Below are 23,428 nucleotides of genomic sequence, written 5' to 3' on the forward strand. Positions count from 1 at the left end.
GGCTCGTCGTCTAGCGCACGGAGCGCGTTGAATCGAACCGGTTCGACACCATCTATCCTCTGCGCAACGCGACGCGCTCACAACCTGGCCGAAAGGCCAACGCGAGCCTTCAACCGGTCAGCGGCGCCCGAAAATCACACTCAAGATCATGGCTTTACTCAACATCCTCAATTACCCGGACAAACGGCTGCACAAGATCGCCAAGCCGGTCGAAGCGGTCAACGACCGCATCCGCCGCCTCGTCAAGGACATGGCCGAAACCATGTACGCCGCGCCGGGCGTCGGCCTTGCCGCGACCCAGGTGGACGTGCACGAGCGCGTGATTACGATCGACGTGTCGGACGACCACAACGAACTGCTCGCCTTCATCAACCCCGAAATCATCTGGTCGAGCGACGAAAGGAAGCTCTCGGAAGAGGGCTGTCTTTCGGTGCCTGGCATTTACGACAACGTCGAGCGTGCCGAGAAGGTGCGCGTGCGGGCGCTCAACGAGAAGGGCGAGACCTTCGAGATGGACTGCGAAGGCCTGCTCGCGGTGTGCATCCAGCACGAAATGGATCATCTGATGGGCCGCGTGTTCGTCGAGTACCTGTCGTCGCTGAAGCAGACGCGCATCAAGAGCAAGATGAAGAAGCTCGCCCACGCGATGTAATGCGCGTTCAACTCGCCTACGGCCCCCGTTCATGAGTCATTCGTTGCGCGTCATCTTTGCCGGTACGCCGGAGTTCGCCGCGGCCGCTCTGGCCGCGATCCACAGCGCGGGTTTCCAGGTGCCGCTCGTGTTGACCCAGCCGGACCGGCCCGCCGGGCGCGGAATGAAATTGCAGGCGAGCCCGGTCAAGCGCTACGCGCAGGAGCACGGACTGGCCGTCGCCCAACCGCCTTCGCTGCGCCGCGTCGGCAAATATCCGGCCGAAGCCGCTGCCGCGATCGATCAGCTGCGCGCCACGCCGCATGACGTCATGGTCGTGGCCGCTTACGGGCTGATCCTTCCGCAGGAAGTGCTCGATATCCCACTGCTCGGCTGTATCAACATTCACGCGTCGTTGCTGCCGCGCTGGCGCGGCGCCGCGCCGATTCATCGCGCGATCGAAGCCGGGGACGCCGAAACCGGCATTACGCTGATGCAGATGGACGTCGGCCTGGACACAGGCGCGATGATCTCCGAAGCACGCACCGCGATTACCGCCGACGACACCACGGCTACCTTGCACGACCGTCTGGCGCAAGACGGCGCGAAGCTGATCGTCGAGGCGCTGATCGAACTCGAGCGCACCGGAAAACTGGCGGCAACGCCGCAACCCGCAGAAGGCGTGACCTACGCGGAAAAGATCGGCAAACACGAAGCCGCGCTCGACTGGCGCCGCCCGGCGGCAGTGCTGGCGCGGCAGGTGCGAGCGTTCGATCCGTTCCCCGGTGGTGTGGCCACGCTTGAAGACGGCACGTCGATCAAGCTCTGGGCCGCGGTTGCCCGTGATACGCAAGCCAACGGCGCACCGGGCACGATCACCGACGTCTCTCCCGAAGGCGTAGTCGTAGCCTGCGGCGAAGGCGCGCTGCGTCTCACGCAATTGCAGAAACCCGGTGGCAAACGCCTGCCGGTGCGCGAATTCCTGGCCGGCTCGACGCTGGCTGTGGGGCAGCGCTTTCAACTTCCCGAAACAAAGTAACACCGTTGCTTGTGGCTTGAACATCGTCCATTCGGCCGATGTTTGAGATCGCGCTGGACAAGCCAGCCGCGCGTTAGAATCCTCTAGGCAACAGCCTGAATTTCGAGGATTCACATGTTCGGCATCACCCATTTCGAGTTTTTCGTCGTCGCGGTCTTTCTTTTGAACGTGACGCCCGGTCCCGATACGGCTTATATCGTTGGGCGCAGTGTCGCTCAAGGCCGCGGGGCGGGACTCATGTCGGCGCTTGGCATTTCCGCCGGCTGCTGCGTTCACTCGCTGGCCTGCGCGTTCGGCTTGACCGCGTTGCTGGCCGCGTCGGCCACTGCATTTACGGTGATCAAGTTCGTCGGCGCTATTTATCTGATGTATCTCGGCGTGCGCCTGCTCTTCGCCAAGCCGGCTGCCGCCGATGGCGCTGCGGGCGAAGCGCACGCGGCCGGCGCACCCAAGTCGCTACGCCAGCTTTTCCTGCAAGGCTTCTGGACTAACGTTCTGAACCCCAAGGTAGTGCTGTTTTTCGTGTCGTTCTTCCCGCAATTCGTGACGACCGGCAGCGACCACAAAGCGCTCGCCTTCCTCACGCTGGGCGCGGTGTTCGTCATGATGAGCATGGTCTGGAACAGTTTTGTCGCGTGGATCGCGGGCAGTGTGACGCGGCGTTTCTCTGGCCAGCCGTCCGTGAAGAAGTGGCTGGATCGCGGCGTCGGCAGCGCTTTTGTCGGCTTGGGTATCAAGCTCGCCACCGCATCAAGATGATTGAATTTTCCCGACGCGCCCATATCTAACATTTAGCTTACAATCGGGCGCCGCGATCACGCGGCGCAGATATGAACCCGCGTTAGGGCAAGGAGTTGCAGATATGTTCAATTGGGTCAAAACCGCGATGTTGATGGCCGCGATCACGGCCCTTTTCATCGTGATCGGCGGGATGATCGGCGGGTCGCGCGGCATGACGATCGCGCTCGTGATCGCCCTTGGGATGAATTTCTTTTCGTACTGGTTCTCGGACAAGATGGTCCTGCGCATGTACAACGCGCAGGAAGTCGACGAAACCAGTGCGCCGCAGTTCTATCGCATGGTGCGCGAACTCTCCACGCGCGCCGGCCTGCCTATGCCGCGCGTCTACCTGATCAATGAAGACGCGCCGAACGCGTTTGCCACCGGCCGCAATCCGGAGCATGCGGCGGTCGCCGCCACCACCGGCATTCTTCGCGTGCTGTCCGAGCGCGAAATGCGCGGGGTCATGGCGCACGAACTCTCGCACGTAAAGCATCGCGACATTCTGATCTCGACCATTTCGGCCACCATGGCCGGTGCCATTTCCGCGCTGGCGAACTTCGCGATGTTCTTCGGCAGCCGCGACGAAAACGGCCGTTCCACGAACCCGATCGCGGGCATCGCCGTCGCGCTGCTGGCGCCGATCGCCGGTGCGCTGATCCAGATGGCGATTTCGCGCGCACGTGAATTCGAGGCCGATCGCGGCGGCGCGCAGATTTCCGGCGACCCGCAGGCACTTGCTTCGGCGCTCGACAAGATTCATCGATACGCGAGTGGGATTCCGTTTCCCACGGCCGAGCAGCATCCGGCCACCGCGCAGATGATGATCATGAATCCGCTGTCGGGCGGCGGCATCGCGAATCTGTTCTCCACGCACCCGGCCACCGAGGAACGCATCGCGCGTCTGATGGAAATGGCGCGCACGGGGCGCTTCGAATAATCCGCGCGCAGCTTGCGCGATGTGAGGAAAGGCGAGTCCGCGGGTTCGCCTTTTTTATTCCAGCGCAATGGAGCGTGAGCGAGCGGAGGCGCTGCGGATCACTTGAACATCAGTTTCTTCACTGGCGTGTGAAGGTCTGCACCAGATCGTTGAACCTACGTTCCGGACCGCGGCTATCGTGGTCGCCGTGGCTGGGCAATCGGTACGCTCACAAACCGCCCGCCGGCCCGCCCCGCGCGCCACGCTACAATGCGTGTTGATTGCGTCGCGCGCTCCCGCGCGGCCCGCTTTAGCCTTCTCATGACCACAAAGCCTTCTTCGCGTACCGCTTCCTCATCGGCGCGTCCGCGCGAATCACGTTTGTCGATGCTGCATCTCGCGCCCGAATCGCTCGGTTTCGCGCTTGACTGCGCGGGTCAGGCGGTCGGTGCCGTGCGTCTCGGCGCAGCCTTGCCGGCCGCCCTGCAGTCCGTCTTCGCGTCGGCGCCCGAGGGCAACGCCGCCGCTGCGCGCGGCGCTGTGCAGGACATCGCGTATCGCACCATGCGGCGTCTCGCGACCGCCGAGTGGCTGATCGCGAAGCTGGTGAAAAAGGCGCCGCCGCCGCACGTCGGCCATGTGCTCGCGTGCTCGCTGGCGCTGCTCGTCGACGACGAAGCGGACGCCGCATACGCACCGTTCACGGTCGTCGATCAGGCTGTGAGCGCGATCGGTGCGCGTCGTGAATTCGCCTTCGCCAAGGGTCTCGTGAACGCCGTGCTGCGCAGCTTCCTGCGCGAGCGCGAAGCGCTGTTGAAGGACGCGCAAGACGACGAAGTCGCACGCTGGAACTACCCGGCATGGTGGATCGATGCCGTGAAGCGCGCGTGGCCCGACGCATGGCAGTCAGTGCTGGCCGCCGGCAACACCCAAGGCCCGCTGACGCTGCGCGTGAACGCGCGTCACTCGACAGTCGACGCCTATCTGCAAACGCTGCAAAACCATCACATTGCCGCGAGCAAGGTGGGCGACTACGCTGTCAAGCTCGCCACGCCGATGCCGGTCGACCGCATTCCGGGTTTTAACGACGGCGTCGTCTCGGTGCAGGACGCCGGCGCGCAACTCGCCGCGCCACTACTCGACGCGCGCGACGGCATGCGCGTGCTCGACGCCTGCGCGGCGCCCGGCGGCAAGACCGGCCATCTGCTCGAACTCGCCAACCTTCAGCTCGTCGCGCTCGAAAGCGATGCGTCGCGCGCGCGCCGTATCGGCGAAAATCTGCAGCGGCTCAAGCTCGAAGCGGAAGTGCGGATCGGCGACGCGGGCGCGCCGGCAAAATGGCACGACGACATCGACCAGCCGTTCGACCGCATTCTGGCCGACGTGCCGTGTTCGGCGTCGGGCATCGTGCGGCGTCATCCGGATATCCGCTGGCTGCGCCGCGCGTCCGACATTCCTGCGCTCGTCACCGAGCAACGCCGCATTCTCGACGCGCTCTGGCCGCTCGTGAAACCAGGCGGCGAGTTGCTCTACGTTACGTGTTCGATCTTTCCCGAAGAAGGCGAGTTGCAGGCGCAGTGGTTTGGAAACAAGTATCAGGATGCGGTACGATTGGACGCGCCGGGGCAACTGCTGCCTTCAGCCGCTCGCGCGCCCGCCGACACATCGGCCGGTTCTCATGCCGGACAACCCGCTGAAGACAGCGCCGGCGCGAACTCAGACCACGACGGATTCTTCTACGCGCGCTTTCAGAAACGGTGACCATCAAACGCTTCTTCCCGCTTCGGCTCGCTGCCGTGCTCTGGATTGCGCTGGCCGTATGGCTGGCGGCGCCGGGCGTGGCGCACGCCGATTCGATCGCGGTGCAGCGTGCGTCGCTGCAAGCCGACAACACGGGTTGGAATCTCGACGCGCGTTTCGACTTCGATCTGAACAGCAACCTCGAAGACGCGGTCAATAAAGGCATCCCGCTTTATTTCACGACCGACTTCGAGTTGAGCCGGCCGCGCTGGTACTGGTTCGACGAGCAGCCGGTGAGCGTGTCGCAAAGCATTCGCCTGTCGTTCCAGCCGCTCACGCGTGAGTATCGCGTGTCGAGTGTGTCGTCCGGCGGTTTGCAGCTCGGCTTCACCACGCTTAAGGATGCGCTTGCGGTGATCAAGCACATCACGTCGTGGCACGTGATCGATCGCAATGAGGTGCGTGTCGGCGAGACGTATAACGCCTCGGTGCGCATGCAACTCGACATTGCGCTGATGCCCAAGCCGTTTCAGATCGACGCGGTGAACAATCGCGACTGGAACCTCGCTTCCGAATGGAAGCGCTTTACCTTCACGGTGACCGAACGTGCTAAATAAAGTGCGCTCCGCTACCAGTGTCGGCAGCATCGTCGTGCGCGTGCTGGTGTCGACGGTCGCCGTGACGGCCGTGCTGCTGCTCGTGCTGCTCGCCGCGGCCAGCGCGAACACCGAATTCTTCGACCGCTATTACCAGTGGCTCTACGCCGCCAACCTCGTGGTCGCGATGATCTTTTTGCTGGTGGTGGCGACGCTCGTCATCATCATCATTGCGCGGCTGAGAAAGGGTAAGTTCGGCACGCGGCTGCTGGCGAAACTTGCGTTCTTCATGGCGCTCGTCGGCGTGGTGCCGGGCGGCATCATCTACGTCGTGTCGTATCAGTTCGTGTCGCGCAGCATCGAGTCCTGGTTCGATGTGAATGTCGAAACCGCGCTCACGTCCGGTTTGAATCTCGGGCGTGGCATGCTCGACGCGTCGCTGTCCGATCTGCAGACGAAGGGCCGCTTGATGTCGGAGCAGTTGGCGAGCGCTGACGCCGCCGGTACCACGCTCACACTGCTGCGTTTGCGCGACCAGTTCGGCGTGCAGGACGCGACAATCGTCGAACCCACGCGCAGCATGTCGGGCGCGATGCCGGATATGCACGTGGTCGCGCAGGCCTCCGGCAACTACGCGACGCTCGTGCCGAACGATTTACCCACGCCGCTCATGATCGAACAGGCGCGCGGCCGCGGCTATGCGGCGATCGAAGGTGAAGTGGACGGCGATCCTCACGCGCATGGCAGCAAGGGCGTGTTGCGGCTGCGCGTGGTGCAACGCATCCCCGATTCGAACGCCTCGCTGCTGCAGCCCACCGAACGCTTCCTGCAACTCACGCAGCCGGTTTCGCCCACGCTCGCGCGCAACGCCGACGCGGTGCAGCGCGCCTATCGCGAGTATCAGGAGAAGGCGCTCGGCCGCACGGGTCTGCGCAAGATGTATATCGGCACGCTGACGCTCGCATTGTTCCTCGCCACCTTCATCGCGATGATGCTGGCGCTTGCGCTCGGCAATCAGTTGGCGCGGCCATTGTTCCTGCTGGCCCAAGGTACGAAAGAAATCACGGAAGGCGATTACACGCCGAAGCGCGAAATCAAATCACGTGACGAACTAGGCTTTCTCACGCAGTCGTTCAACGCAATGACGCGGCAGTTGTCCGAAGCGCGCGCGGCGGTTGAAAACAATCGCATCGCGCTCGAACACTCGAAGGCGTATCTGGAAAGCATTCTGGCAAACCTGACCGCCGGCGTGTTCGTGTTCGACCGGCAGTTCAGACTGACCACCGCGAATCGCGGCGCCGAGCGGATTTTCCGTCAGCCGTTCCAGGCAGTGTTGGGTTCGGCTTTGGATCAGATCGGCGTGCTGAGCGAATTCGGCGGCATGGTCCGCAAGGCGTTTGCCGATCGCGAAGCGGCGAGCGGCGACGGTCACGACGATCGCGGTCACTGGCAGCAACAGTTTTCCGTACAGGTGCCGGGCGAAACCGAGCCGCTCACGTTGCTTGTACGCGGCGCACGGCTCGTCTCGGCGACGGACCGCGACGCGGAAGACATGCAGACTTCCGGCTACGTCGTGGTGTTCGACGATATCTCCGACGTGATCTCCGCGCAGCGTTCCATCGCGTGGGGTGAAGTCGCGCGACGCCTCGCGCATGAAATCAAGAATCCGCTCACGCCGATCCAGCTCTCGGCCGAGCGTCTGCAGATGAAGCTCGCCGACAAGCTGTCGCCATCCGATGCCGAAGTGTTGAAGCGCGGCGCGACCACGATCGTGAATCAGGTCGCCGCGATGAAGCAGATGGTCGACAACTTCCGCGATTACGCGCGCACACCGCCCGCGGTGCTCGCGCATCTGCAGCTGAACGATCTGGTCAGCGAAGTGCTCACGCTGTACGGTATCGAAGAAGGCAAGGGCGCCATTCAGGTGGAACTCGCCGAATTGCCGGCGATTCGTGGCGACGCGACGCAATTGCGTCAGGTGATTCACAACCTGCTGCAGAACGCGCAGGATGCGGTGGCCGACCTCGAGCATCCGCGTGTGTTGCTCGAGACGAGGACAGTAGAATACGGAGACCCCGACGCGGAAGGCAAAGTCCATGTCGCGGTGCGTCTGACGGTGTCAGATAACGGAGCGGGCTTTCCCGCGCGTATCCTCACACGTGCATTCGAACCTTACGTAACGACCAAGGCCAAAGGTACGGGCCTGGGTCTTGCGATGGTCAAGAAGATCGTCGATGAACACGGCGCGCGCATCGACATCCGCAATCGCATGAAAGCGGGCGATGTGATTGAGGGCGCGCAGATTTCGATCCTCTTCCTTCAACTGGCAGACGATGGCGCGGCATCCGGAACAGGGTCGCGTCCGGCGCACGGCGGTGCGTCGCAGGGAAAGACAAAAGCAACAGTGCAGACAAGGGCAGCGTAAATGGCAACCATCCTGGTGGTAGATGATGAAATGGGCATCCGGGAATTGCTCTCGGAGATCCTGAGCGACGAAGGGCATGTCGTAGAGGCCGCGGAAAACGCGCAGGAAGCGCGCGAGTTCCGTTTGCGCCAGGCGCCTGACCTGGTGCTGCTCGACATCTGGATGCCCGACACCGACGGCGTGACCTTGCTGAAGGAATGGGCCGCCCAAGGGCAGCTGACCATGCCGGTGATCATGATGTCCGGCCACGCAACCATCGACACGGCGGTTGAAGCAACCAAGATCGGCGCACTCAATTTCCTCGAGAAGCCGATTGCGTTGCAGAAACTGCTGAAGGCCGTCGAACAGGGTCTCGCGCGTGGCACTGCAGCGGGAACGCCAGGCGGCGCGGCGGCCAAGCCCGTGTTGCCGGTGAGTGCTTCGACGGTGGCTTCGGCGGCAGCATTGCCGATGCTCTCCACCGACGGCATGGGCAGCGGCGCGCTGGCTGCGCAAACGGCCTCGATCTCGTTCGACATTCCGCTGCGTGACGCACGCGACGCGTTCGAGCGCGCGTACTTCGAATATCACCTCGCGCGTGAGAACGGCAGCATGACGCGCGTGGCCGAGAAGACCGGGCTGGAGCGCACGCACTTGTACCGCAAGCTCAAGCAACTCGGCGTGGATCTCGGCAAAAACAAAGGCGAGTGAAACCTGGAAGTGATGCCGGCGTTGAGCATGCGGAATCACTTCCACAGAATTTTTCGAGAAGGGGCTTGTCGGAGCGCTGACCCTTTGATATCATTTCGTTCTTCGTTGGCCCGGTAGCTCAGTTGGTAGAGCAGCGGATTGAAAATCCGCGTGTCGATGGTTCGATTCCGTCCCAGGCCACCAGGATTCAGCCCCAGGAAATCGCAAGATTCCTGGGGCTTTTCCTTTTTGTGCGCCTAATGTGATGGGGCGTGATGGGCAGCGTTGTTTCGGCTTGCGGCACCACGCGTGCAGGGCGTGCTCGGCGGTGTTTGGCATCGCGTGATAAAATCGCGCCAGTTCAAGGACTTGCACGTAAGTGCGTCGCCTGAGTGCCGCGCGGCAACGCCGCCATTAGCACCAAACCCTTCGCCCGACGATTAACGGTATAAGCGCCCAGCGACTTTGCATGCGGAAGGCGCGGCCTATACTGCTTTGGGCCGGCAGCAGTGCCGGCACGCGTCGCGCCGCGTTGCTTGCATGGCGCACCTCGCGCAGCGCGACGTGGCACTCTTCATTCACGGAGTTTCACGGTGATCCGCAAAGACGCTAAACGTAGCGCTCTGGTGCTGTTTTCCGGCGGCCAGGATTCCGCCACATGTCTCGCGTGGGCGCTCGAACGTTATGAAACGGTCGAGACATTAGGCTTCGATTACGGTCAGCGGCACCGCGTCGAACTGGAATGCCGCGAGGGGTTTCGCAATGCCGTCGCGCGCGCATTTCCGGCATGGGCCGAGCGCCTCGGCGACGACCATATGATCGATCTGTCGGTGCTCGGCGCGATCAGCGATACCGCCATGACGCGCGAGATCGAGATCGAAGCCACGGCCAACGGGTTGCCGAACACGTTCGTGCCGGGCCGCAATCTGATGTTCATGACCATCGCCGCGGCGATTGCCTATCGACGTGGTTTGCAAGTGCTGGTCGGCGGAATGTGCGAGACGGATTTTTCGGGCTATCCCGATTGCCGCGACGACACCATGAAGGCGTTGCAGGTCGCGCTGAACCTCGGCATGGATACACGTGTCCTGCTCGAAACGCCGTTGATGTGGCTCGACAAAGGCGACACGTGGCGCCTCGCACACCAGCTCGGCGGCGATGAACTGGTCGAGCTGGTGCGCGTCGAGACGCATACGTGCTATGTGGGCGAGCGCGCCGAATTGCATGCATGGGGTTTCGGTTGCGGCGAATGCCCGGCGTGTCGCTTGCGCAAGCGCGGCTACGAAGCGTATCTGTCGGGTGAGAAGGTCACCGAGGCGCCGGTCTGATGACGCTCGGCGCAGCAGCGCAACGCAGGCATTAAATTTCAGGACACAAGGCAGAAAGCAGCATGACTTACGCGGTCAAAGAAATCTTCTACACGTTGCAGGGCGAGGGCGCGAATGCCGGGCGTCCGGCCGTCTTTTGCCGGTTCGCCGGCTGCAATCTGTGGTCGGGCCGCGAAGAAGATCGTGCCGAGGCGGTGTGCCGCTTCTGCGATACCGATTTCGTCGGCACCGACGGCGAGAACGGTGACAAGTACCGCACGGCTGACGATCTCGTGAAGATGATCGCGGCGCAATGGCCTGAAGGCGAGGGCGAGCGTTTCGTGGTGTGCACGGGCGGCGAACCGATGCTGCAGATCGATCAACCGTTGGTCGACGCGCTGCATGCCGCCGGCTTCGAAATCGCCATCGAAACCAACGGCTCGCTGCCGGTGCTCGAAACGATCGACTGGATCTGCGTGAGCCCGAAGGCCGACGCGCCGCTCGTCGTGACCAAAGGCAACGAATTGAAGGTCGTGATTCCGCAGGACAACCAGCGTTTGTCCGAGTATGCGAAGCTCGACTTCGAGTATTTCCTCGTCCAACCCATGGACGGTCCGTCGCGCGACCTCAACACCAGGCTCGCGATCGACTGGTGCAAACGCCATCCGCAATGGCGCCTGTCGATGCAGACCCACAAGTATCTGAACATTCCCTGATTTGCCGTGCTGACGATTACACGAAAACTCGAATTCGACGCGGGTCACCGCATTCCCGATCACCGCAGCCAATGCCGTAATCTGCACGGCCATCGCTATGTGCTCGAAATCACGCTGCAAGGCGATCTGGTCGACACCGAAGGCGCGCCCGATCGCGGCATGGTGATGGACTTCGCCGACGTGAAATCGCTCGCCGTCGAGCATCTGGTCGACAAGTGGGACCACGCGTTTCTTGTCTATGAAGGCGATACACAGGTGCGCGGTTTCCTCGAAACGATGGTCGGCCACAAGACCGTCGTGCTCGATCGCATTCCCACTGTCGAAAATCTTGCCGCCGTCGCGTTCGACATTCTCGCGAACGTCTACGACGCGCACTACGGCGTGAATCTGCGTCTGCACAAGCTGCGTCTGTACGAGACGCCGAATTGCTGGGCCGACGTGGTCCGCGACTAAAGGCCGTACCTGCCGCTCGCGCGGCCCAACCCTCGCGTTATTGTCACGGTATGATCGCTCCGATAACCACACGGAGCGAGACATGCCGGTCACCGCATTGCGTCGCAGCAGGCAGCCGGGCCGCCACGGCCCGCGCGTTCATCTGGCTCATGAGGCCAGCGTGCTTTCCCGCAGTTCCCGCGAAGCGTCGCTTCGTCGACACGGAGCGCGGCGATGAGCACCTTCACCAATCCCCTCAAGTCACGCCTCAAAGAAACCGATCCGCTGTTCGGACTGTGGCTCTCGCTCGGCAGCGACGCCGCCGCCGAAGCGCTCGCGCACGCCGGTTACGACTGGCTGCTGATCGACATGGAGCACTCGCCGAACGATAGCGGCGACGTCACCTCGCAATTGCGCGCGATCGCCGCCGCGCATCTGCCGAGCGAGCCGGTGGTACGTGTGCCGTCGAGCGAAGCATGGCTCGTCAAGCGCGTGCTAGATGCCGGCGCGCGCACGCTGATGTTCCCGAATATCGAGTCCGCTGACGAGGCTGCGCGTGCGGTGCGTCTCACGCAGTATCCGAGCGCCGGCGCGCTCGACGGTGAGCGCGGCGTCGCCGGTGCGGTGCGCGCCGCGGGCTACGGCATGCGGCGCGACTACGTGCAAACGGCCAACGCGCAGATCGCGACCATCGTGCAGATCGAGTCGGCGCGCGGCTTGCAGGAGGTGGAAAAGATCGCGGCGACGCCGGGCGTCGATTGCCTGTTCGTCGGGCCAGCCGATCTTGCCGCGAGCCTCGGTCATCTCGGCGATTCGAAGCACGCCGACGTGCAGGCCGCGATGGCGCGCATCGTCAGCGCTGCGGACAAGGCGGGCATTGCCGCCGGTATTTTTGCCATGGACGTCGCGAGTGCCAAGCAGCATCGCGATGCCGGTTTTCGATTCATCGCTCTGGCCGCCGACGTCATGTGGATGTTGCGCGCAACTCGCCAGGCGTTGCAGGAGGTAAGGTCATGAAGGGGATGGTGCAGTGCGTCGTGGTGCGTCTGGCAGTTACAGCGGCATTGATGGCAAATGCGGCGGCCTATGCGCAAGACAGCCGGGTCGCGAAGTCGAATGATCCGGAGACGCAAACCGCGGTCGCCGACTACAACGCCGGCAATCTGGGCGCGGCGCTCGCCGAGTTTCGCAAGGCCGCCGAGCGCGGCAGCCGGCTCGCCGAGTTCAACTACGCGATGATGCTGCTCAATGGCGAAGGCGCGCCCGCGAATGTCGATGAAGGCAAGAAATGGCTGCGCAAAGCCGCTGACGCCAATATGTCGCACGCGCAATACGTGTACGGCAAGATGTACGACGATGGCGAGTTCGTCGGGCGCGATCCGGTCGAGGCGCACCGCTGGTTCCTGAAGGCGGCGCAGCAAGGTCACGTGCAGGCGGAGTTGGCGCTGGCCAATCAATTCCTCGATGGACGCGGCACCGAGCGCGACAACAAGCAGGCGTTTATCTGGTACAAGAAGGCGGCGCAGGGCGGCGACATGACCGCGCAATACGTGGCCGGCTCGTTCTACGAACGCGGTGGCGACGGCGTGGAGAAGAATCTCAACGTGGCGCGCGCTTATTACGCGGCGGCGGCGGCGCAGGGCGATCCGGCGGCGCGGCTCAAGTATCAGCAGCTCAGCGCGCAGTTGCGGGATCAGAAGGAAGTGAAGCCGCAGTAAAACCGTGGTGTTTTGATAGGGACGCTGGATACGAAAAGGGGCGCTCTGTGTGAAGAGCGTCCCTTTGCTTATGGTGTGACCGACAGTGCTCGCGCGGCACGGCCGCACTAACTCTGCATCAACCGCTTCTGCCGCGCGACGCTCATGATCAGGCCGATGGCGACGCCCAGCGTCGTCAGCGCGGTGCCACCGTAACTCATGAACGGCAACGGCACGCCGACCACCGGCAAGATGCCGCTCACCATGCCGATATTCACGAAAGCGTAGGTGAAGAACGCCATGGTCAATGAGCCGGCTAACAGGCGTCCAAATAGCGTCGCGCCATTGGCCGCGATATACAGCCCACGCGCAATCAATAGCATGTACAGCGTGAGCAGCACGATGCCGCCCGCCAGCCCGAACTCCTCGGAGAACACCGCGAAAATGAAGTCGGTGTGCTTCTCGGGGATGAACTCCAGATGCGCCTGTGTGCCCTTCAGCCAGCCTTTGCCAAGCGGACCACCCGAGCCGATCGCAATCACCGCCTGGATCGTATGGAAGCCCTTGCCGAGCGGATCGGAAGTCGGATCGAGCAGCGTGCAGATGCGGTGCTTCTGGTAGTCGTGCATCAGCGGCCATTGCACTTCCGGCTGGCAGATTTTGTCCTGGAAGGCCGCGATGGAGGCGACTGCGATCACGCCTGCAATCAGTACCGGCACGATCAACTTGAAACTCAGGCCCGCAAAGTAAATCACGAAGAGTCCGGCCGCGAACACCAGCACGGCTGTGCCGAGGTCGGGCTGCTTGGCGATCAGGCCGACCGGCACCGCGAGAATCACCAGACCGACCAGAAAGTCGTACCAGCGCATCACGCCTTCGCGTCGCTGGTAGTACCACGCGAGCATTAGCGGCGTGGCGATCTTCAGGATTTCCGACGGCTGGATCACCACGCCGACATTGATCCATCGCTTCGCGCCCTTGCGCGTGAGGCCGAATAGCGCCACCGCGACCAGTAACGCGATTCCGAATGTATAGAGCGGAACCGCGAAGCGCATCAGGGTTGTGGGTGGCACATTGGCGAGCGCCCACATCAGCACGAAGGTCAGCATGATGTTGCGCAACTGGTCTTCCACGCGGCCGGGGACATCCAGACTCGCGCTGTACAGCGTGACGATGCCGACGCACAACAGCAGAAACACGATCAGTGCGAGCGGGCGGTCGAAGCCTGCGAACATCCGCTTGATGCGGTCGAGCCAGGCGCGCTTGTCGAATTGCATGCCTTTCTCCTTACTCGTCGATGCCGCCGGAAACCGGCTGGCGTGGCGACGTGGCCTGAATGCCGTCGTCGCGCGAAGGAGCGGCGGCAGTCGGCGCCGGCTGGCTGGCCGGTCGGGGTTTGTGCGGGACGCCGGATTTACGCGACGCTGGATTCTTCGCGGCAGTGGCTGCGGACGCCGACGCGGGCACGGGTGCCGATGCGGCATCAGGCGCGGAAGCTGCGGCCGCCGCGGACGCAGCCTTCGCAGCCGCCGCAGCGGAAGCCGCCGCTGCCGCCGAAGCCGCACCGGGAATCGGCAGCGCGGTGAAGCCCGCCGCGACCTTGACCGGCTGCACGCCGTCCTGCTGCGGCGGCGGTGCGCCGCCGACTTCCGGCGCGGACGCGTCCTCGGTTGCCGACGCCGCTGCCTCGATGGCCGCCTGCTCCGCGCCCGGCTTGTTCTTGCCTACGAGGTAATAGTCGAGCACCTTGCGCGCAATCGGGCCCGCCGATTCCGCGCCCCAACCGCCGTTTTCAACGATCAGCGCGAGGGCGATTTTCGGCTGCTCGGCCGGCGCGAACGCGATGAAGAGCGCGTGGTCGCGCAGATGCTCGGCGATCGCGTGGCCCTTGTAGTTCGCGCCCTGCAGCGAGTAGACCTGCGCCGTCCCCGTCTTGCCGGCCGCCTGATACTGCGCGCCGATGAACAGCTTCGATGCCGTGCCGTTGGTCACGACACCTTCCATCGCGCGCTTGATGATGTCGATGTCCGACTGCTTCACCGCAATCTTGTAGCTCGGATCTCGCACCACCGGCCGCGTGTCTTTCGTGATCGGATTTTCGATGTCGCGCACGAGGTGCGGCTTCATCACCACGCCGTTGTTCGCGAGCGTGGCCGTGGCGTGAGCGAGTTGCAGAATGGTGAACGAGTTGTAGCCCTGGCCGATGCCGAGACTGATCGTTTCGCCTTCATACCAGCGTTGCTGTTCGGGCTTGCGGTACGCCTTGCGCTTCCATTCCGTGGAAGGAAGAATGCCCTTCGCCTCGCCCGAAATGTCGATGCCGGTGATCTGGCCGAAACCCCACGGCTTCATGAAGTTGGCGATGTTGTTGACACCCAGATCGTGCGCGAGCATGTAGAAATACGTGTCGTTCGACACCACGATCGCGCGGTTCATGTCGACCCAGCCTTGGCCCGAGCGCACGTCGTTGCGGAACGTGTGGCCGCCGAACGTGTACGAGCCCGGATCCTGGAAGCCCCAGCCCGGCGTGCGCTTGTGCAGCGTGAGCGCGGCGAGCGCCATGAACGGCTTGTAAGTCGAACCCGGCGGATAGGTGCCGTGCAGCGGCCGGTTGAGCAGCGGATGGTCGGGCGAGTTGTTGAGATCGTCCCAGGTCTGCTGGTCGATGCCGTCGACGAACGAGTTCGGATCGAAGCTCGGCGCGGACACGAAGGCGAGCACGTCGCCGGTCGAAGGCTCGATCGCGACCAGTGCGCCGCGGCGGCCCGCGAAGGCCTGCTCGGCGACCTGCTGCAAGCCGATATCTAGCGACAACACGAGGTTGTTGCCAGGCGTCGCCTGCGTGCGCGACAACGTGCGCACCGGACGGCCGCCGGCGGTGACTTCCACTTCTTCGAAACCGGTCTGGCCGTGCAACTCGGTCTCGTAACTCTGCTCGACGCCGATCTTGCCGATGTAGTCCGTGCCCTTGTAGTTGTTCGCGTCCAGACGCGGATCGTAGTGGTCCGGATCGCTGTCGTTCTGGTCGCTGGCGTCGTCGATACGATCCTGGTCGCGCTGCGAAATCCGGCCGATGTAGCCGATGACGTGCGCCGCGGTCGGCCCGAGCGGATACTGGCGGAACAGGCGCGCGCGCACTTCCACGCCGGGAAAACGGAAGCGTTGCGCGGTGAAACGCGCGACTTCGTCGTCGGTCAGGCGGGTGCGGATCGGCAGGCTCTCGAAGTTCTTCGAGTCTTCCTGCAGCTTCTTGAAGCGGCGGCGGTCGCGTGCGTCGATAGAGACGACCGTGGCCAGGTTGTCGATCACGTTTTCCAGCGAGTCGTTCAGCTTCGAGGGCGTGATTTCCAGCGTGTAGGCCGAGTAGTTCTTGGCCAGTACGACACCGTTGCGATCGGTGATGATGCCGCGGTTCGGCACGATCGGCGCGACGGAAATGCGGTTTTCATCGGCTTGCAGCGAGTATTTGCTGTAGTGCCAGACCTGCAGGAACAGGAAGCGGAAGCCGATCAGCCCGAAGCAGACGAACACGAACAGGCCCGCCGCCGCGACGCGCAGGCGGAACTTCGAGAGCTGTTGCTGAGTGTCCTTGAATTCGGTCATGCGATTCTGCAAAAGGCCGGGTGACGGCCATCATGAGTGTGCGCCTTTTCCGGCCGGAACCGGAAGGCATGAACAGCGATGCGCGTCGAGCGAGCCGGCAATGTGGGTTCTGACGACAACCGCCGGCGGGCCCGAAGCATGTTCAAATTGGCCGGGTGTCGTCCGGATCGGCCGGGCGGCGCTGCGGCATCAGCAACAGCACACTGGTGACCGGCCACAGCGCGGCTTCGACGAAGCCGTCAATCAGATAACCCCAACCCGGAAACGCCGCACCCGTCAGCAGACGGATCACGAACGGCACCAGTTGCGCGACGACCAGCAGCGGCATGACCGCGAAAGTCTGCACGCCGAGCGACATCCACAACACGCGGCGATGGATCGTAATCGCGCCGTACGACAACAACGTATACGCCAGCGCGTGCTCGCCGAGCAGGCTGGCGTTATGTACATCCATCAGCAGACCGAGCAAAAACGCGATACCCATGCCGACTTTGCGCGGCTGATGCACGTTCCAGAACAGCAGCACGAGCGCCACGAAGTCCGGCACGCCGGCGAGCCGCCCCCACGGCATCAGGTTCAACAGAAACGCCGCGGCGAGGCTGAACGAGATGAAGTAGGGGTTGACCGGCTGCAGAATGTATTGCGGACGGTTCATGGCTGGGCCCCTGGCTTGGCTGGCGGCTTTGCGTTCTTCTCAGCGGCCGGTTTCTTTTCGGAAGCGGACTTTTTCTCCGCGGCGGCCGGTTTGGCCGGCGTTTTGTCGGCGGGCTTGGCGGTCGCGGGTTTCTCGGCTGCAAGTTTTTCGCCGGATTTCGGCGCGGATTTATCCGCTGCGGCCTTGCCGTCAGCCGGTTTGGCGCCCTTTTTCGCCTTTGCGTCCTTCGCGGCCGTGGCTGCGTCGGGTTCCTCAGCGGGACGCGGCGGCACATTGTTCACGTAATGCAGCACCAGCAACTGACGTGCGCCGCGCACCGGCGCGATGGGCAGGCAGATTACGCGCGCGAACGCGGTATCGGCCTGCTTGTCGACCCGCACCACCTTGGCAACCGGCAGACCCGGCGGGTACACACCGTCCAGGCCGCTGGTGACGAGTTCGTCGCCGGTCTGAATATCGGCGCTGATCGGCACGAAGCGCAGATCCAGCGTGTCGCCCTTCGGCGTGCCGTAAATCACGCTGCGCAGGCCGGTGCGCACGATCTGCACCGGCACGGCCTGGTCCTTGTCCGTGAGCAGCGTGACTTCGGCTTGCAGCGGGAACACACGCGTGACCTGGCCGATCACGCCGTCTTCATTGACGACCGGCGAACCGTTCTGGATGCCTTGCTGCGCACCGCGGCCGATCACGACCTTCTGCGTGAAGGGATCGCGCGTGTCGTACTGGATCTCGGCGGGCAGCGATTCCGTGGTGGAGCGCTGCGACAGTTGCAGCAGCGCGCGCAAGTGCGCGTTCTCGGCCGCCAATTCAGCGGCCGTATTGGCTTGCTGCGAAAGCTGCAGATCTTTGGTGCGCAGTTTGTCGTTTTCGCTGCGTAGCGTGGCGCTGGTCACGGCCAGGTCGGCGGCGCCCACGAACATGTCGCGCGGCACGAGGGCGGCGCGTTGCAACGGATAAAGACCCGCGCCGAGCACGCCACGCACGATTTCGAGCGTTTTGAAGCGTGCGTCGGAGATCAGAAGGGCGATCGCCAGCAAGACAAAAAATACCAGTCGTGCGAGGGCGGACGGTCCTTGCTTGAACAGGGGCGGCGGACTGTATTCCATGGTCGGCGCCGGGGGCGTGAGCGGTTGGGTGAGACGGCGGCGCGCGAGGAACGCGCGTTCAGCGCGCGGAGGCTGGTAGGCCCAGCCAACGGCAAACCGGCCCGCAAGGGGCCGTTTGCCTGATCCGCGCTACTGACATGGAGACGGGCTCGCTTACTCGTACGAGAAGATGCTGCCCAGCTTGTCCATGCGTTCGAGCGCCATGCCCGAGCCGCGCACAACGCAGGTCAGCGGGTCTTCGGCGACGAGCACCGGCAGGCCGGTTTCTTCGGCAAGCAGGCGGTCCAGATCGCGCAGCAGTGCGCCGCCGCCCGTGAGCATCATGCCGCGTTCGGCGATGTCGGCGCCCAGTTCCGGCGGCGTTTGTTCGAGCGCGATCTTCACCGACGACACGATCTGGTTCAGCGGATCGGTGAGGGCTTCGAGAATTTCGTTGCTGGAGATGGTGAAGCTGCGCGGAATGCCTTCCGACAGATTGCGGCCCTTCACTTCCATTTCCTTGACTTCGGAACCCGGGAAGGCGGAGCCGATTTCCTTCTTGATGGCTTCGGCGGTTTGCTCGCCGATCAGCATGCCGTAGTTACGGCGGATGTAGTTGACGATGGCTTCGTCGAACTTGTCGCCGCCCACGCGCACCGAGCCTTTGTACACGATGCCGCCAAGCGAGATCACGCCGACTTCGGTCGTGCCGCCGCCAATGTCGACGACCATCGAGCCAGTGGCTTCCGACACCGGCAGTCCGGCGCCGATAGCCGCAGCCATGGGTTCTTCAATGAGGTAGACCTGCGAAGCGCCCGCACCGTGCGCGGCTTCTTTGATGGCGCGGCGCTCGACCTGCGTCGAACCGCACGGCACGCAAATGATGATGCGCGGCGACGGCGAGAACATGCGCGATTCGTGAGCAGTTTTGATGAACTGCTTGATCATCTGCTCGGTGACGGTGAAGTCGGCGATCACGCCGTCTTTCATGGGGCGGATCGCCTCTATGTTGCCCGGCACCTTGCCGAGCATCTGCTTGGCTTCCTTGCCGACTGCCTGGATGGTTTTCTTACCGTTGGGACCGCCTTCCTGGCGGATCGAGACCACCGACGGTTCATCGAGAACGATGCCCTTGCCACGCATGTAGATGAGCGTGTTGGCCGTGCCGAGGTCAATGGCCAGATCGTTGGAAAAGTAGCTGCGCAAAAAACCGAACATTCAAAATCCTGTCTCGCTGGGGGCCGGGCCTCGCAATGGTTGCGCAGGGCGGCAGCGGAAAAAATAACAGCTTCAACCGGGCGGAAGCGGCGCCACAGGAACTTGAAGCTGCGAGGGAGTCTACCGGAGGCCGATGCAAAGCCAGGTCAGAAAAATCCGAACTATCTTTGGGAATTGTTCAGAAAGGCCTTGGTAAGACGGTCCGGGTTTGGGTCGAACGCGTAATGATACCTTATAATTTTGGATGTTTTGAAGGAAACGGACGGCACTTTTTGCCTCCGCTGGCCCCTTTTTCGAGGTCTTCCTCCAGCGTCGTAACCCGCTGTCGCAGCATCGGTTTTTCCTTGCTGCGGCGGTCCACCACATTTTCCGGTGACTGCATGGCTCTGACCCTGACCGATGTAAAACGCATCGCGCATCTTGCGCGGCTCGAACTGGCCGACGCCGACGCTGAGCACACGCTTGTCCAGCTCAACGATTTTTTCGGCCTCGTCGAGCAGATGCAGGCGGTCGATACCTCCGGCATCGCGCCGCTCGCCCATCCGATCGAGCAGATCGAAGACGTCGCGCTGCGTCTGCGTAACGACGTGGTGACCGAAACGGTCGAACGCGAAGCTTTCCAACGCCCGGCGCCCGCCGTGCAGGACGGCCTGTACCTCGTGCCGAAGGTGATCGAGTAACACCCGCGCATCGAGCCCGGCGCGGCATGCGAGCCGGTCACGAGGCGAAGTGCCGACTTGCGGCATATCGACTTGTGGCGTCAACGTTCGTATAGCCGTCGTCTCCGGCTTCTTCGGCTCGGTTTGCCGGCGGGCAGCCGAACGCCTCCACGGCAGCGTGACTACGCTGCCGCGCTCTTCAGGATAAAACGCAATGCATGAAAAAAGTTTGACCGAACTGCGCGCCGCACTGACGGCCAAGGAATGCTCCGCAGTCGAACTGGCGCAGCTCTATCTGAAGCGGATCGATGCGGCCAACAGCCTGAACGCGTTCATCCAGGTCGACCCGGATCTGACGCTCGCGCAGGCGAAAGCCGCGGACGCGCTGCTTCATACCGGCCACGCGGGCCCGCTGGTCGGCCTGCCGATCGCACACAAAGACGTGTTCGTGACCAAGGGCTGGCGCTCCACCGCCGGCTCGAAAATGCTGTCGAACTACGAGAGCCCGTTCGACGCGACCGTGGTCGCGCGTCTGCAAAACGCCGGCATGGTGTGCGTCGGCAAGACCAATATGGATGAGTTCGCAATGGGCTCATCCAACGAGAATTCGTACTTTGGTCCCGTGCAGAATCCGTGGGATGTTAAGGCCGTGCCGGGCGGTTCATCGGGCGGGTCGGCTGCGGCCGTCGCCGCGCGCCTCGCGCCCGCTGCAACGGGTACGGATACCGGCGGCTCGATTCGTCAGCCGGCGTCGTTCTCCGGCATCACGGGTATCAAGCCGACGTATGGTCGCGTGTCGCGTTACGGCATGATCGCGTTTGCCTCGTCGCTGGATCAGGGCGGCCCGATGGCGCAAAGCGCCGCGGATTGCGCCACGCTGCTCAACGCCATGGCCGGTTTCGACGAGCGCGATTCGACTAGCCTCGTGCGCGACGACGAAGACTACACGCGTTATCTCGGCAAGCCATGGAAAGAAGAGAGCGCCGCCAAACCGCTCGCCGGCTTGCGCATCGGCCTGCCGAAAGAGTATTTCGGCGCCGGTCTCGCCGACGACGTGCGCGCCTCGGTCGACGCCGCGTTAAAGCAATACGAAGCGCTCGGCGCCACGCTCGTCGATGTCTCGCTGCCGAAAACCGAGCTGTCGATTCCCGTGTATTACGTGATCGCGCCGGCGGAAGCTTCGTCGAACCTGTCGCGTTTCGACGGCGTGCGCTTCGGTCATCGCGCGGCGGAGTATCGCGATCTGCTGGACATGTACAAGAAGTCGCGCGCCGAAGGTTTCGGTCCGGAAGTGAAGCGCCGTATTCTGGTCGGCGCCTACGTGCTGTCTCATGGCTATTACGACGCGTACTACCTGCAGGCGCAGAAGATCCGCCGCATCATCGCGCAGGACTTCCAGGAAGCGTTCAAGCAGTGCGACGTGATCATGGGCCCGGTTGCGCCGTCGGTGGCGTGGGACCTCGGCGCGAAGGGCGACGATCCGGTGCAGATGTATCTGGCCGACATCTACACGCTGTCGGTGAGCCTCGCCGGTTTGCCGGGCATGAGCGTGCCGTGCGGCTTCGGTGCGGGCGCGAATGCGCAGCGTCCGGTTGGATTGCAGATCATCGGCAACTATTTCAACGAAGCCCGGATGCTCCAGGTGGCCGACGCGTTCCAGCGCGCGACCGACTGGCACCGCAAAGCACCGGCAGGAGTGTGAGCACCATGGCCAAGCAATGGGAAGTCGTGATCGGTCTGGAGACCCACGCGCAACTGTCGACTCAATCGAAGATTTTTTCCGGCACCGCGACGCAATTCGGCGCCGCGCCGAACACGCAAGCCAGCCCCGTCGATCTGGCCTTGCCGGGCACGTTGCCGGTGATGAACCGCGGCGCTGTGGAGCGCGCGATCCAGTTCGGTCTTGCGATCGGCGCAACGGTGGCGCCGCGCAGCATCTTCGCGCGCAAGAATTATTTTTACCCCGATCTGCCGAAGGGCTATCAGATCAGCCAGTACGAAATCCCCGTCGTGCAGGGCGGTCAGGTGACGATTCAGGTGCCGGCCAATGAAAAGGCGGGTAAAGAAGCCTACGAGAAGGTCGTCAACCTCACGCGCGCTCACCTTGAAGAAGACGCGGGCAAGTCGCTTCACGAAGACTTCGCGGGCATGACCGGCATCGACCTGAATCGTGCCGGCACGCCGCTGCTCGAAATCGTCACCGAGCCGGAAATGCGCAGCGCGGCGGAGGCGGTCGCTTACGCCAAGACGCTGCATACGCTCGTCACGTGGCTCGGCATCTGCGACGGCAACATGCAGGAAGGCTCGTTCCGTTGCGACGCGAACGTGTCGGTGCGTCCGGTCGGACAGGCGGAATTCGGCACGCGTGCCGAGATCAAGAACCTGAACTCGTTCCGCTTCCTCGAAGAAGCGATCCAGTACGAGGTGCGCCGTCAGATCGAGCTGATCGAAGACGGCGGCACGGTGGTGCAGGAAACGCGTCTGTACGATCCGGACAAGCGCGAAACACGCTCCATGCGCAGCAAGGAAGACGCGCACGATTACCGCTATTTCCCCGATCCCGATCTGATGCCGCTCGTGATCGACGCGGCGTGGATCGAGCGCGTCAAGGCAGAGATGACAGAGCTGCCGGTGGCGATTCAACAGCGCTTCGTGTCGCAATACGGTTTGACGCCGTACGACGCTAACGTGCTGACGTCGAGCAAAGCGATGGCCGCGTACTATGAAGCGGTGGTGAGCAAAGTCGGTCCGGCCAACGCCAAGGTCGCCGCTAACTGGCTGATGGGCGAAGTGTCGTCGCAATTGAATCGCGAGGGTCTCGACATTGCTGAGAATCCGGTGTCGTCCGCGCAACTCGCGTTGCTGCTGCAGCGTATCGCCGACGGCACGATCTCCAACAAGATCGCCAAGGAAATTTTCCTCGCGATCTGGGAAGAGAAAGCCACGGACGAATCCGCCGCCGATCGCATCATCGAGGCGAAGGGGCTGAAGCAGATTTCGGATACCGGCGCGCTGGAAGCGATCATCGACGAAGTGCTCGCCGCGAACCCGAAGTCGGTCGAGGAATTCCGCGCCGGCAAGGAAAAGGCATTCAACGCGCTGATCGGTCAGGCCATGAAAGCAACCAAGGGCAAGGCCAATCCGGCGCAGGTGAACGAACTGCTGAAGAAGAAGCTGTCCTGAGTCGAAGTTAAGTTGAGCGTGAACGACTGAAGCGTCAATGCTCAGGTCAGCACGGGCTGTTGCCGGCAACGAAA

Annotated in this window: 22 protein-coding genes and 1 tRNA gene; 17 read left to right on the plus strand and 6 right to left on the minus strand. The window is 63.1% G+C overall.

What is annotated here, in order from left to right:
- Positions 1-148 precede the first annotated feature (148 nt).
- The 14 genes from def (at position 149) to BPHYT_RS01520 (ending at position 12,972) form a co-directional block, all read left to right on the plus strand.
- Entirely contained in the window at positions 149-652 is a 504-nt protein-coding gene (def, locus tag BPHYT_RS01455) for a peptide deformylase (protein ID WP_012431379.1), read from the plus strand.
- Between the two features lie 31 nt (positions 653-683).
- Positions 684-1,670: a methionyl-tRNA formyltransferase gene (gene fmt / locus BPHYT_RS01460; protein ID WP_012431380.1), complete on the plus strand. Its 987-nt coding sequence runs from the start codon at positions 684-686 to the stop codon at positions 1,668-1,670.
- Between the two features lie 114 nt (positions 1,671-1,784).
- A complete protein-coding gene (locus tag BPHYT_RS01465; protein WP_012431381.1) occupies positions 1,785-2,429 on the plus strand; it encodes a LysE family translocator in 645 nt (214 codons plus the stop codon).
- Between the two features lie 103 nt (positions 2,430-2,532).
- Positions 2,533-3,390, plus strand: coding sequence for a zinc metalloprotease HtpX (htpX, locus tag BPHYT_RS01470; RefSeq protein ID WP_012431382.1), 858 nt, complete (start codon positions 2,533-2,535; stop codon positions 3,388-3,390).
- Between the two features lie 300 nt (positions 3,391-3,690).
- The gene (gene rsmB, locus BPHYT_RS01475) at positions 3,691-5,130 is read left to right on the plus strand and encodes a 16S rRNA (cytosine(967)-C(5))-methyltransferase RsmB (protein ID WP_041758188.1); all 1,440 of its coding nucleotides are present in this window, start codon (positions 3,691-3,693) and stop codon (positions 5,128-5,130) included.
- The gene (locus BPHYT_RS01480; RefSeq protein WP_012431384.1) at positions 5,127-5,726 is read left to right on the plus strand and encodes a DUF4390 domain-containing protein; all 600 of its coding nucleotides are present in this window, start codon (positions 5,127-5,129) and stop codon (positions 5,724-5,726) included. Before rsmB ends, BPHYT_RS01480 begins: the two co-directional genes overlap by 4 nt.
- Positions 5,716-8,130 carry a sensor histidine kinase gene (locus BPHYT_RS01485; RefSeq protein ID WP_041758191.1) on the plus strand — a complete coding sequence of 805 codons (2,415 nt, stop codon included), beginning with the start codon at positions 5,716-5,718 and terminating at the stop codon, positions 8,128-8,130. The genes BPHYT_RS01480 and BPHYT_RS01485 overlap by 11 nt, the downstream gene beginning before the upstream one ends.
- Positions 8,131-8,820 carry a response regulator transcription factor EsaR gene (gene esaR, locus BPHYT_RS01490; RefSeq protein ID WP_012431386.1) on the plus strand — a complete coding sequence of 230 codons (690 nt, stop codon included), beginning with the start codon at positions 8,131-8,133 and terminating at the stop codon, positions 8,818-8,820.
- A 107-nt stretch (positions 8,821-8,927) separates the two neighbouring features.
- Positions 8,928-9,003 (plus strand) — tRNA-Phe (locus tag BPHYT_RS01495).
- A 389-nt stretch (positions 9,004-9,392) separates the two neighbouring features.
- Positions 9,393-10,127: a 7-cyano-7-deazaguanine synthase QueC gene (gene queC, locus BPHYT_RS01500; protein ID WP_012431387.1), complete on the plus strand. Its 735-nt coding sequence runs from the start codon at positions 9,393-9,395 to the stop codon at positions 10,125-10,127.
- A 62-nt stretch (positions 10,128-10,189) separates the two neighbouring features.
- Positions 10,190-10,822, plus strand: coding sequence for a 7-carboxy-7-deazaguanine synthase (queE, locus tag BPHYT_RS01505; protein ID WP_012431388.1), 633 nt, complete (start codon positions 10,190-10,192; stop codon positions 10,820-10,822).
- Between the two features lie 9 nt (positions 10,823-10,831).
- A complete protein-coding gene (gene queD / locus BPHYT_RS01510; protein WP_085966712.1) occupies positions 10,832-11,275 on the plus strand; it encodes a 6-carboxytetrahydropterin synthase QueD in 444 nt (147 codons plus the stop codon).
- A gap of 213 nt (positions 11,276-11,488) precedes the next feature.
- A complete protein-coding gene (locus tag BPHYT_RS01515) occupies positions 11,489-12,271 on the plus strand; it encodes an HpcH/HpaI aldolase family protein (protein WP_012431390.1) in 783 nt (260 codons plus the stop codon).
- Complete coding sequence (locus tag BPHYT_RS01520; protein WP_012431391.1) at positions 12,268-12,972, plus strand: tetratricopeptide repeat protein; 705 nt, start codon at positions 12,268-12,270, stop codon at positions 12,970-12,972. Before BPHYT_RS01515 ends, BPHYT_RS01520 begins: the two co-directional genes overlap by 4 nt.
- A gap of 107 nt (positions 12,973-13,079) precedes the next feature.
- Here BPHYT_RS01520 and rodA read toward each other — a convergent pair whose 3' ends face one another.
- From rodA to BPHYT_RS38555, 6 genes are all read right to left on the minus strand, one after another.
- Entirely contained in the window at positions 13,080-14,228 is a 1,149-nt protein-coding gene (gene rodA, locus BPHYT_RS01525; RefSeq protein ID WP_012431392.1) for a rod shape-determining protein RodA, read from the minus strand.
- A gap of 10 nt (positions 14,229-14,238) precedes the next feature.
- On the minus strand, positions 14,239-16,554 hold the full coding sequence (mrdA, locus tag BPHYT_RS01530; protein ID WP_012431393.1) for a penicillin-binding protein 2: 2,316 nt from the start codon (positions 16,552-16,554) through the stop codon (positions 14,239-14,241).
- 142 nt (positions 16,555-16,696) lie between these two features.
- Positions 16,697-17,209, minus strand: a complete 513-nt coding sequence (gene mreD, locus BPHYT_RS01535; RefSeq protein WP_012431394.1) for a rod shape-determining protein MreD — start codon at positions 17,207-17,209, stop codon at positions 16,697-16,699.
- Positions 17,206-18,315 carry a rod shape-determining protein MreC gene (mreC, locus tag BPHYT_RS01540; protein ID WP_012431395.1) on the minus strand — a complete coding sequence of 370 codons (1,110 nt, stop codon included), beginning with the start codon at positions 18,313-18,315 and terminating at the stop codon, positions 17,206-17,208. The genes mreD and mreC overlap by 4 nt, the downstream gene beginning before the upstream one ends.
- Before the next feature lie 153 nt (positions 18,316-18,468).
- Positions 18,469-19,512 carry a rod shape-determining protein gene (locus BPHYT_RS01545; protein ID WP_004189550.1) on the minus strand — a complete coding sequence of 348 codons (1,044 nt, stop codon included), beginning with the start codon at positions 19,510-19,512 and terminating at the stop codon, positions 18,469-18,471.
- Positions 19,513-19,744: 232 nt separating this feature from the next.
- A complete protein-coding gene (locus BPHYT_RS38555) occupies positions 19,745-19,894 on the minus strand; it encodes a hypothetical protein (RefSeq protein ID WP_166799265.1) in 150 nt (49 codons plus the stop codon).
- Between BPHYT_RS38555 and gatC the strand changes: the two genes are divergently transcribed.
- The 3 genes from gatC (at position 19,893) to gatB (ending at position 23,354) form a co-directional block, all read left to right on the plus strand.
- Entirely contained in the window at positions 19,893-20,192 is a 300-nt protein-coding gene (gatC, locus tag BPHYT_RS01550; RefSeq protein ID WP_012431396.1) for an Asp-tRNA(Asn)/Glu-tRNA(Gln) amidotransferase subunit GatC, read from the plus strand. The two genes, BPHYT_RS38555 and gatC, sit on opposite strands and share 2 nt — an antisense overlap.
- Positions 20,193-20,385: 193 nt before the next feature.
- A complete protein-coding gene (gene gatA, locus BPHYT_RS01555; protein ID WP_012431397.1) occupies positions 20,386-21,873 on the plus strand; it encodes an Asp-tRNA(Asn)/Glu-tRNA(Gln) amidotransferase subunit GatA in 1,488 nt (495 codons plus the stop codon).
- Between the two features lie 5 nt (positions 21,874-21,878).
- Entirely contained in the window at positions 21,879-23,354 is a 1,476-nt protein-coding gene (gatB, locus tag BPHYT_RS01560; RefSeq protein ID WP_012431398.1) for an Asp-tRNA(Asn)/Glu-tRNA(Gln) amidotransferase subunit GatB, read from the plus strand.
- The last annotated feature ends 74 nt before the right edge of the window (positions 23,355-23,428 follow it).

Source organism: Paraburkholderia phytofirmans PsJN (genome assembly GCF_000020125.1).
Lineage (GTDB): Bacteria > Pseudomonadota > Gammaproteobacteria > Burkholderiales > Burkholderiaceae > Paraburkholderia > Paraburkholderia phytofirmans.

Bases quoted from the DNA above. Each gene is read 5' to 3' on its own strand.
- esaR (WP_012431386.1), top strand. From the start codon at position 8,131: ATGGCAACCATCCTGGTGGTAGATGATGAAATGGGCATCCGGGAATTG.
- BPHYT_RS38555 (WP_166799265.1), bottom strand. From the start codon at position 19,894: ATGCAGTCACCGGAAAATGTGGTGGACCGCCGCAGCAAGGAAAAACCG.
- mrdA (WP_012431393.1), bottom strand. From the start codon at position 16,554: ATGACCGAATTCAAGGACACTCAGCAACAGCTCTCGAAGTTCCGCCTG.
- BPHYT_RS01515 (WP_012431390.1), top strand. From the start codon at position 11,489: ATGAGCACCTTCACCAATCCCCTCAAGTCACGCCTCAAAGAAACCGAT.
- queE (WP_012431388.1), top strand. From the start codon at position 10,190: ATGACTTACGCGGTCAAAGAAATCTTCTACACGTTGCAGGGCGAGGGC.
- fmt (WP_012431380.1), top strand. From the start codon at position 684: ATGAGTCATTCGTTGCGCGTCATCTTTGCCGGTACGCCGGAGTTCGCC.
- gatB (WP_012431398.1), top strand. From the start codon at position 21,879: ATGGCCAAGCAATGGGAAGTCGTGATCGGTCTGGAGACCCACGCGCAA.
- gatC (WP_012431396.1), top strand. From the start codon at position 19,893: ATGGCTCTGACCCTGACCGATGTAAAACGCATCGCGCATCTTGCGCGG.
- def (WP_012431379.1), top strand. From the start codon at position 149: ATGGCTTTACTCAACATCCTCAATTACCCGGACAAACGGCTGCACAAG.
- BPHYT_RS01520 (WP_012431391.1), top strand. From the start codon at position 12,268: ATGAAGGGGATGGTGCAGTGCGTCGTGGTGCGTCTGGCAGTTACAGCG.
- mreC (WP_012431395.1), bottom strand. From the start codon at position 18,315: ATGGAATACAGTCCGCCGCCCCTGTTCAAGCAAGGACCGTCCGCCCTC.
- BPHYT_RS01545 (WP_004189550.1), bottom strand. From the start codon at position 19,512: ATGTTCGGTTTTTTGCGCAGCTACTTTTCCAACGATCTGGCCATTGAC.
- gatA (WP_012431397.1), top strand. From the start codon at position 20,386: ATGCATGAAAAAAGTTTGACCGAACTGCGCGCCGCACTGACGGCCAAG.
- rodA (WP_012431392.1), bottom strand. From the start codon at position 14,228: ATGCAATTCGACAAGCGCGCCTGGCTCGACCGCATCAAGCGGATGTTC.
- htpX (WP_012431382.1), top strand. From the start codon at position 2,533: ATGTTCAATTGGGTCAAAACCGCGATGTTGATGGCCGCGATCACGGCC.
- mreD (WP_012431394.1), bottom strand. From the start codon at position 17,209: ATGAACCGTCCGCAATACATTCTGCAGCCGGTCAACCCCTACTTCATC.
- rsmB (WP_041758188.1), top strand. From the start codon at position 3,691: ATGACCACAAAGCCTTCTTCGCGTACCGCTTCCTCATCGGCGCGTCCG.
- BPHYT_RS01465 (WP_012431381.1), top strand. From the start codon at position 1,785: ATGTTCGGCATCACCCATTTCGAGTTTTTCGTCGTCGCGGTCTTTCTT.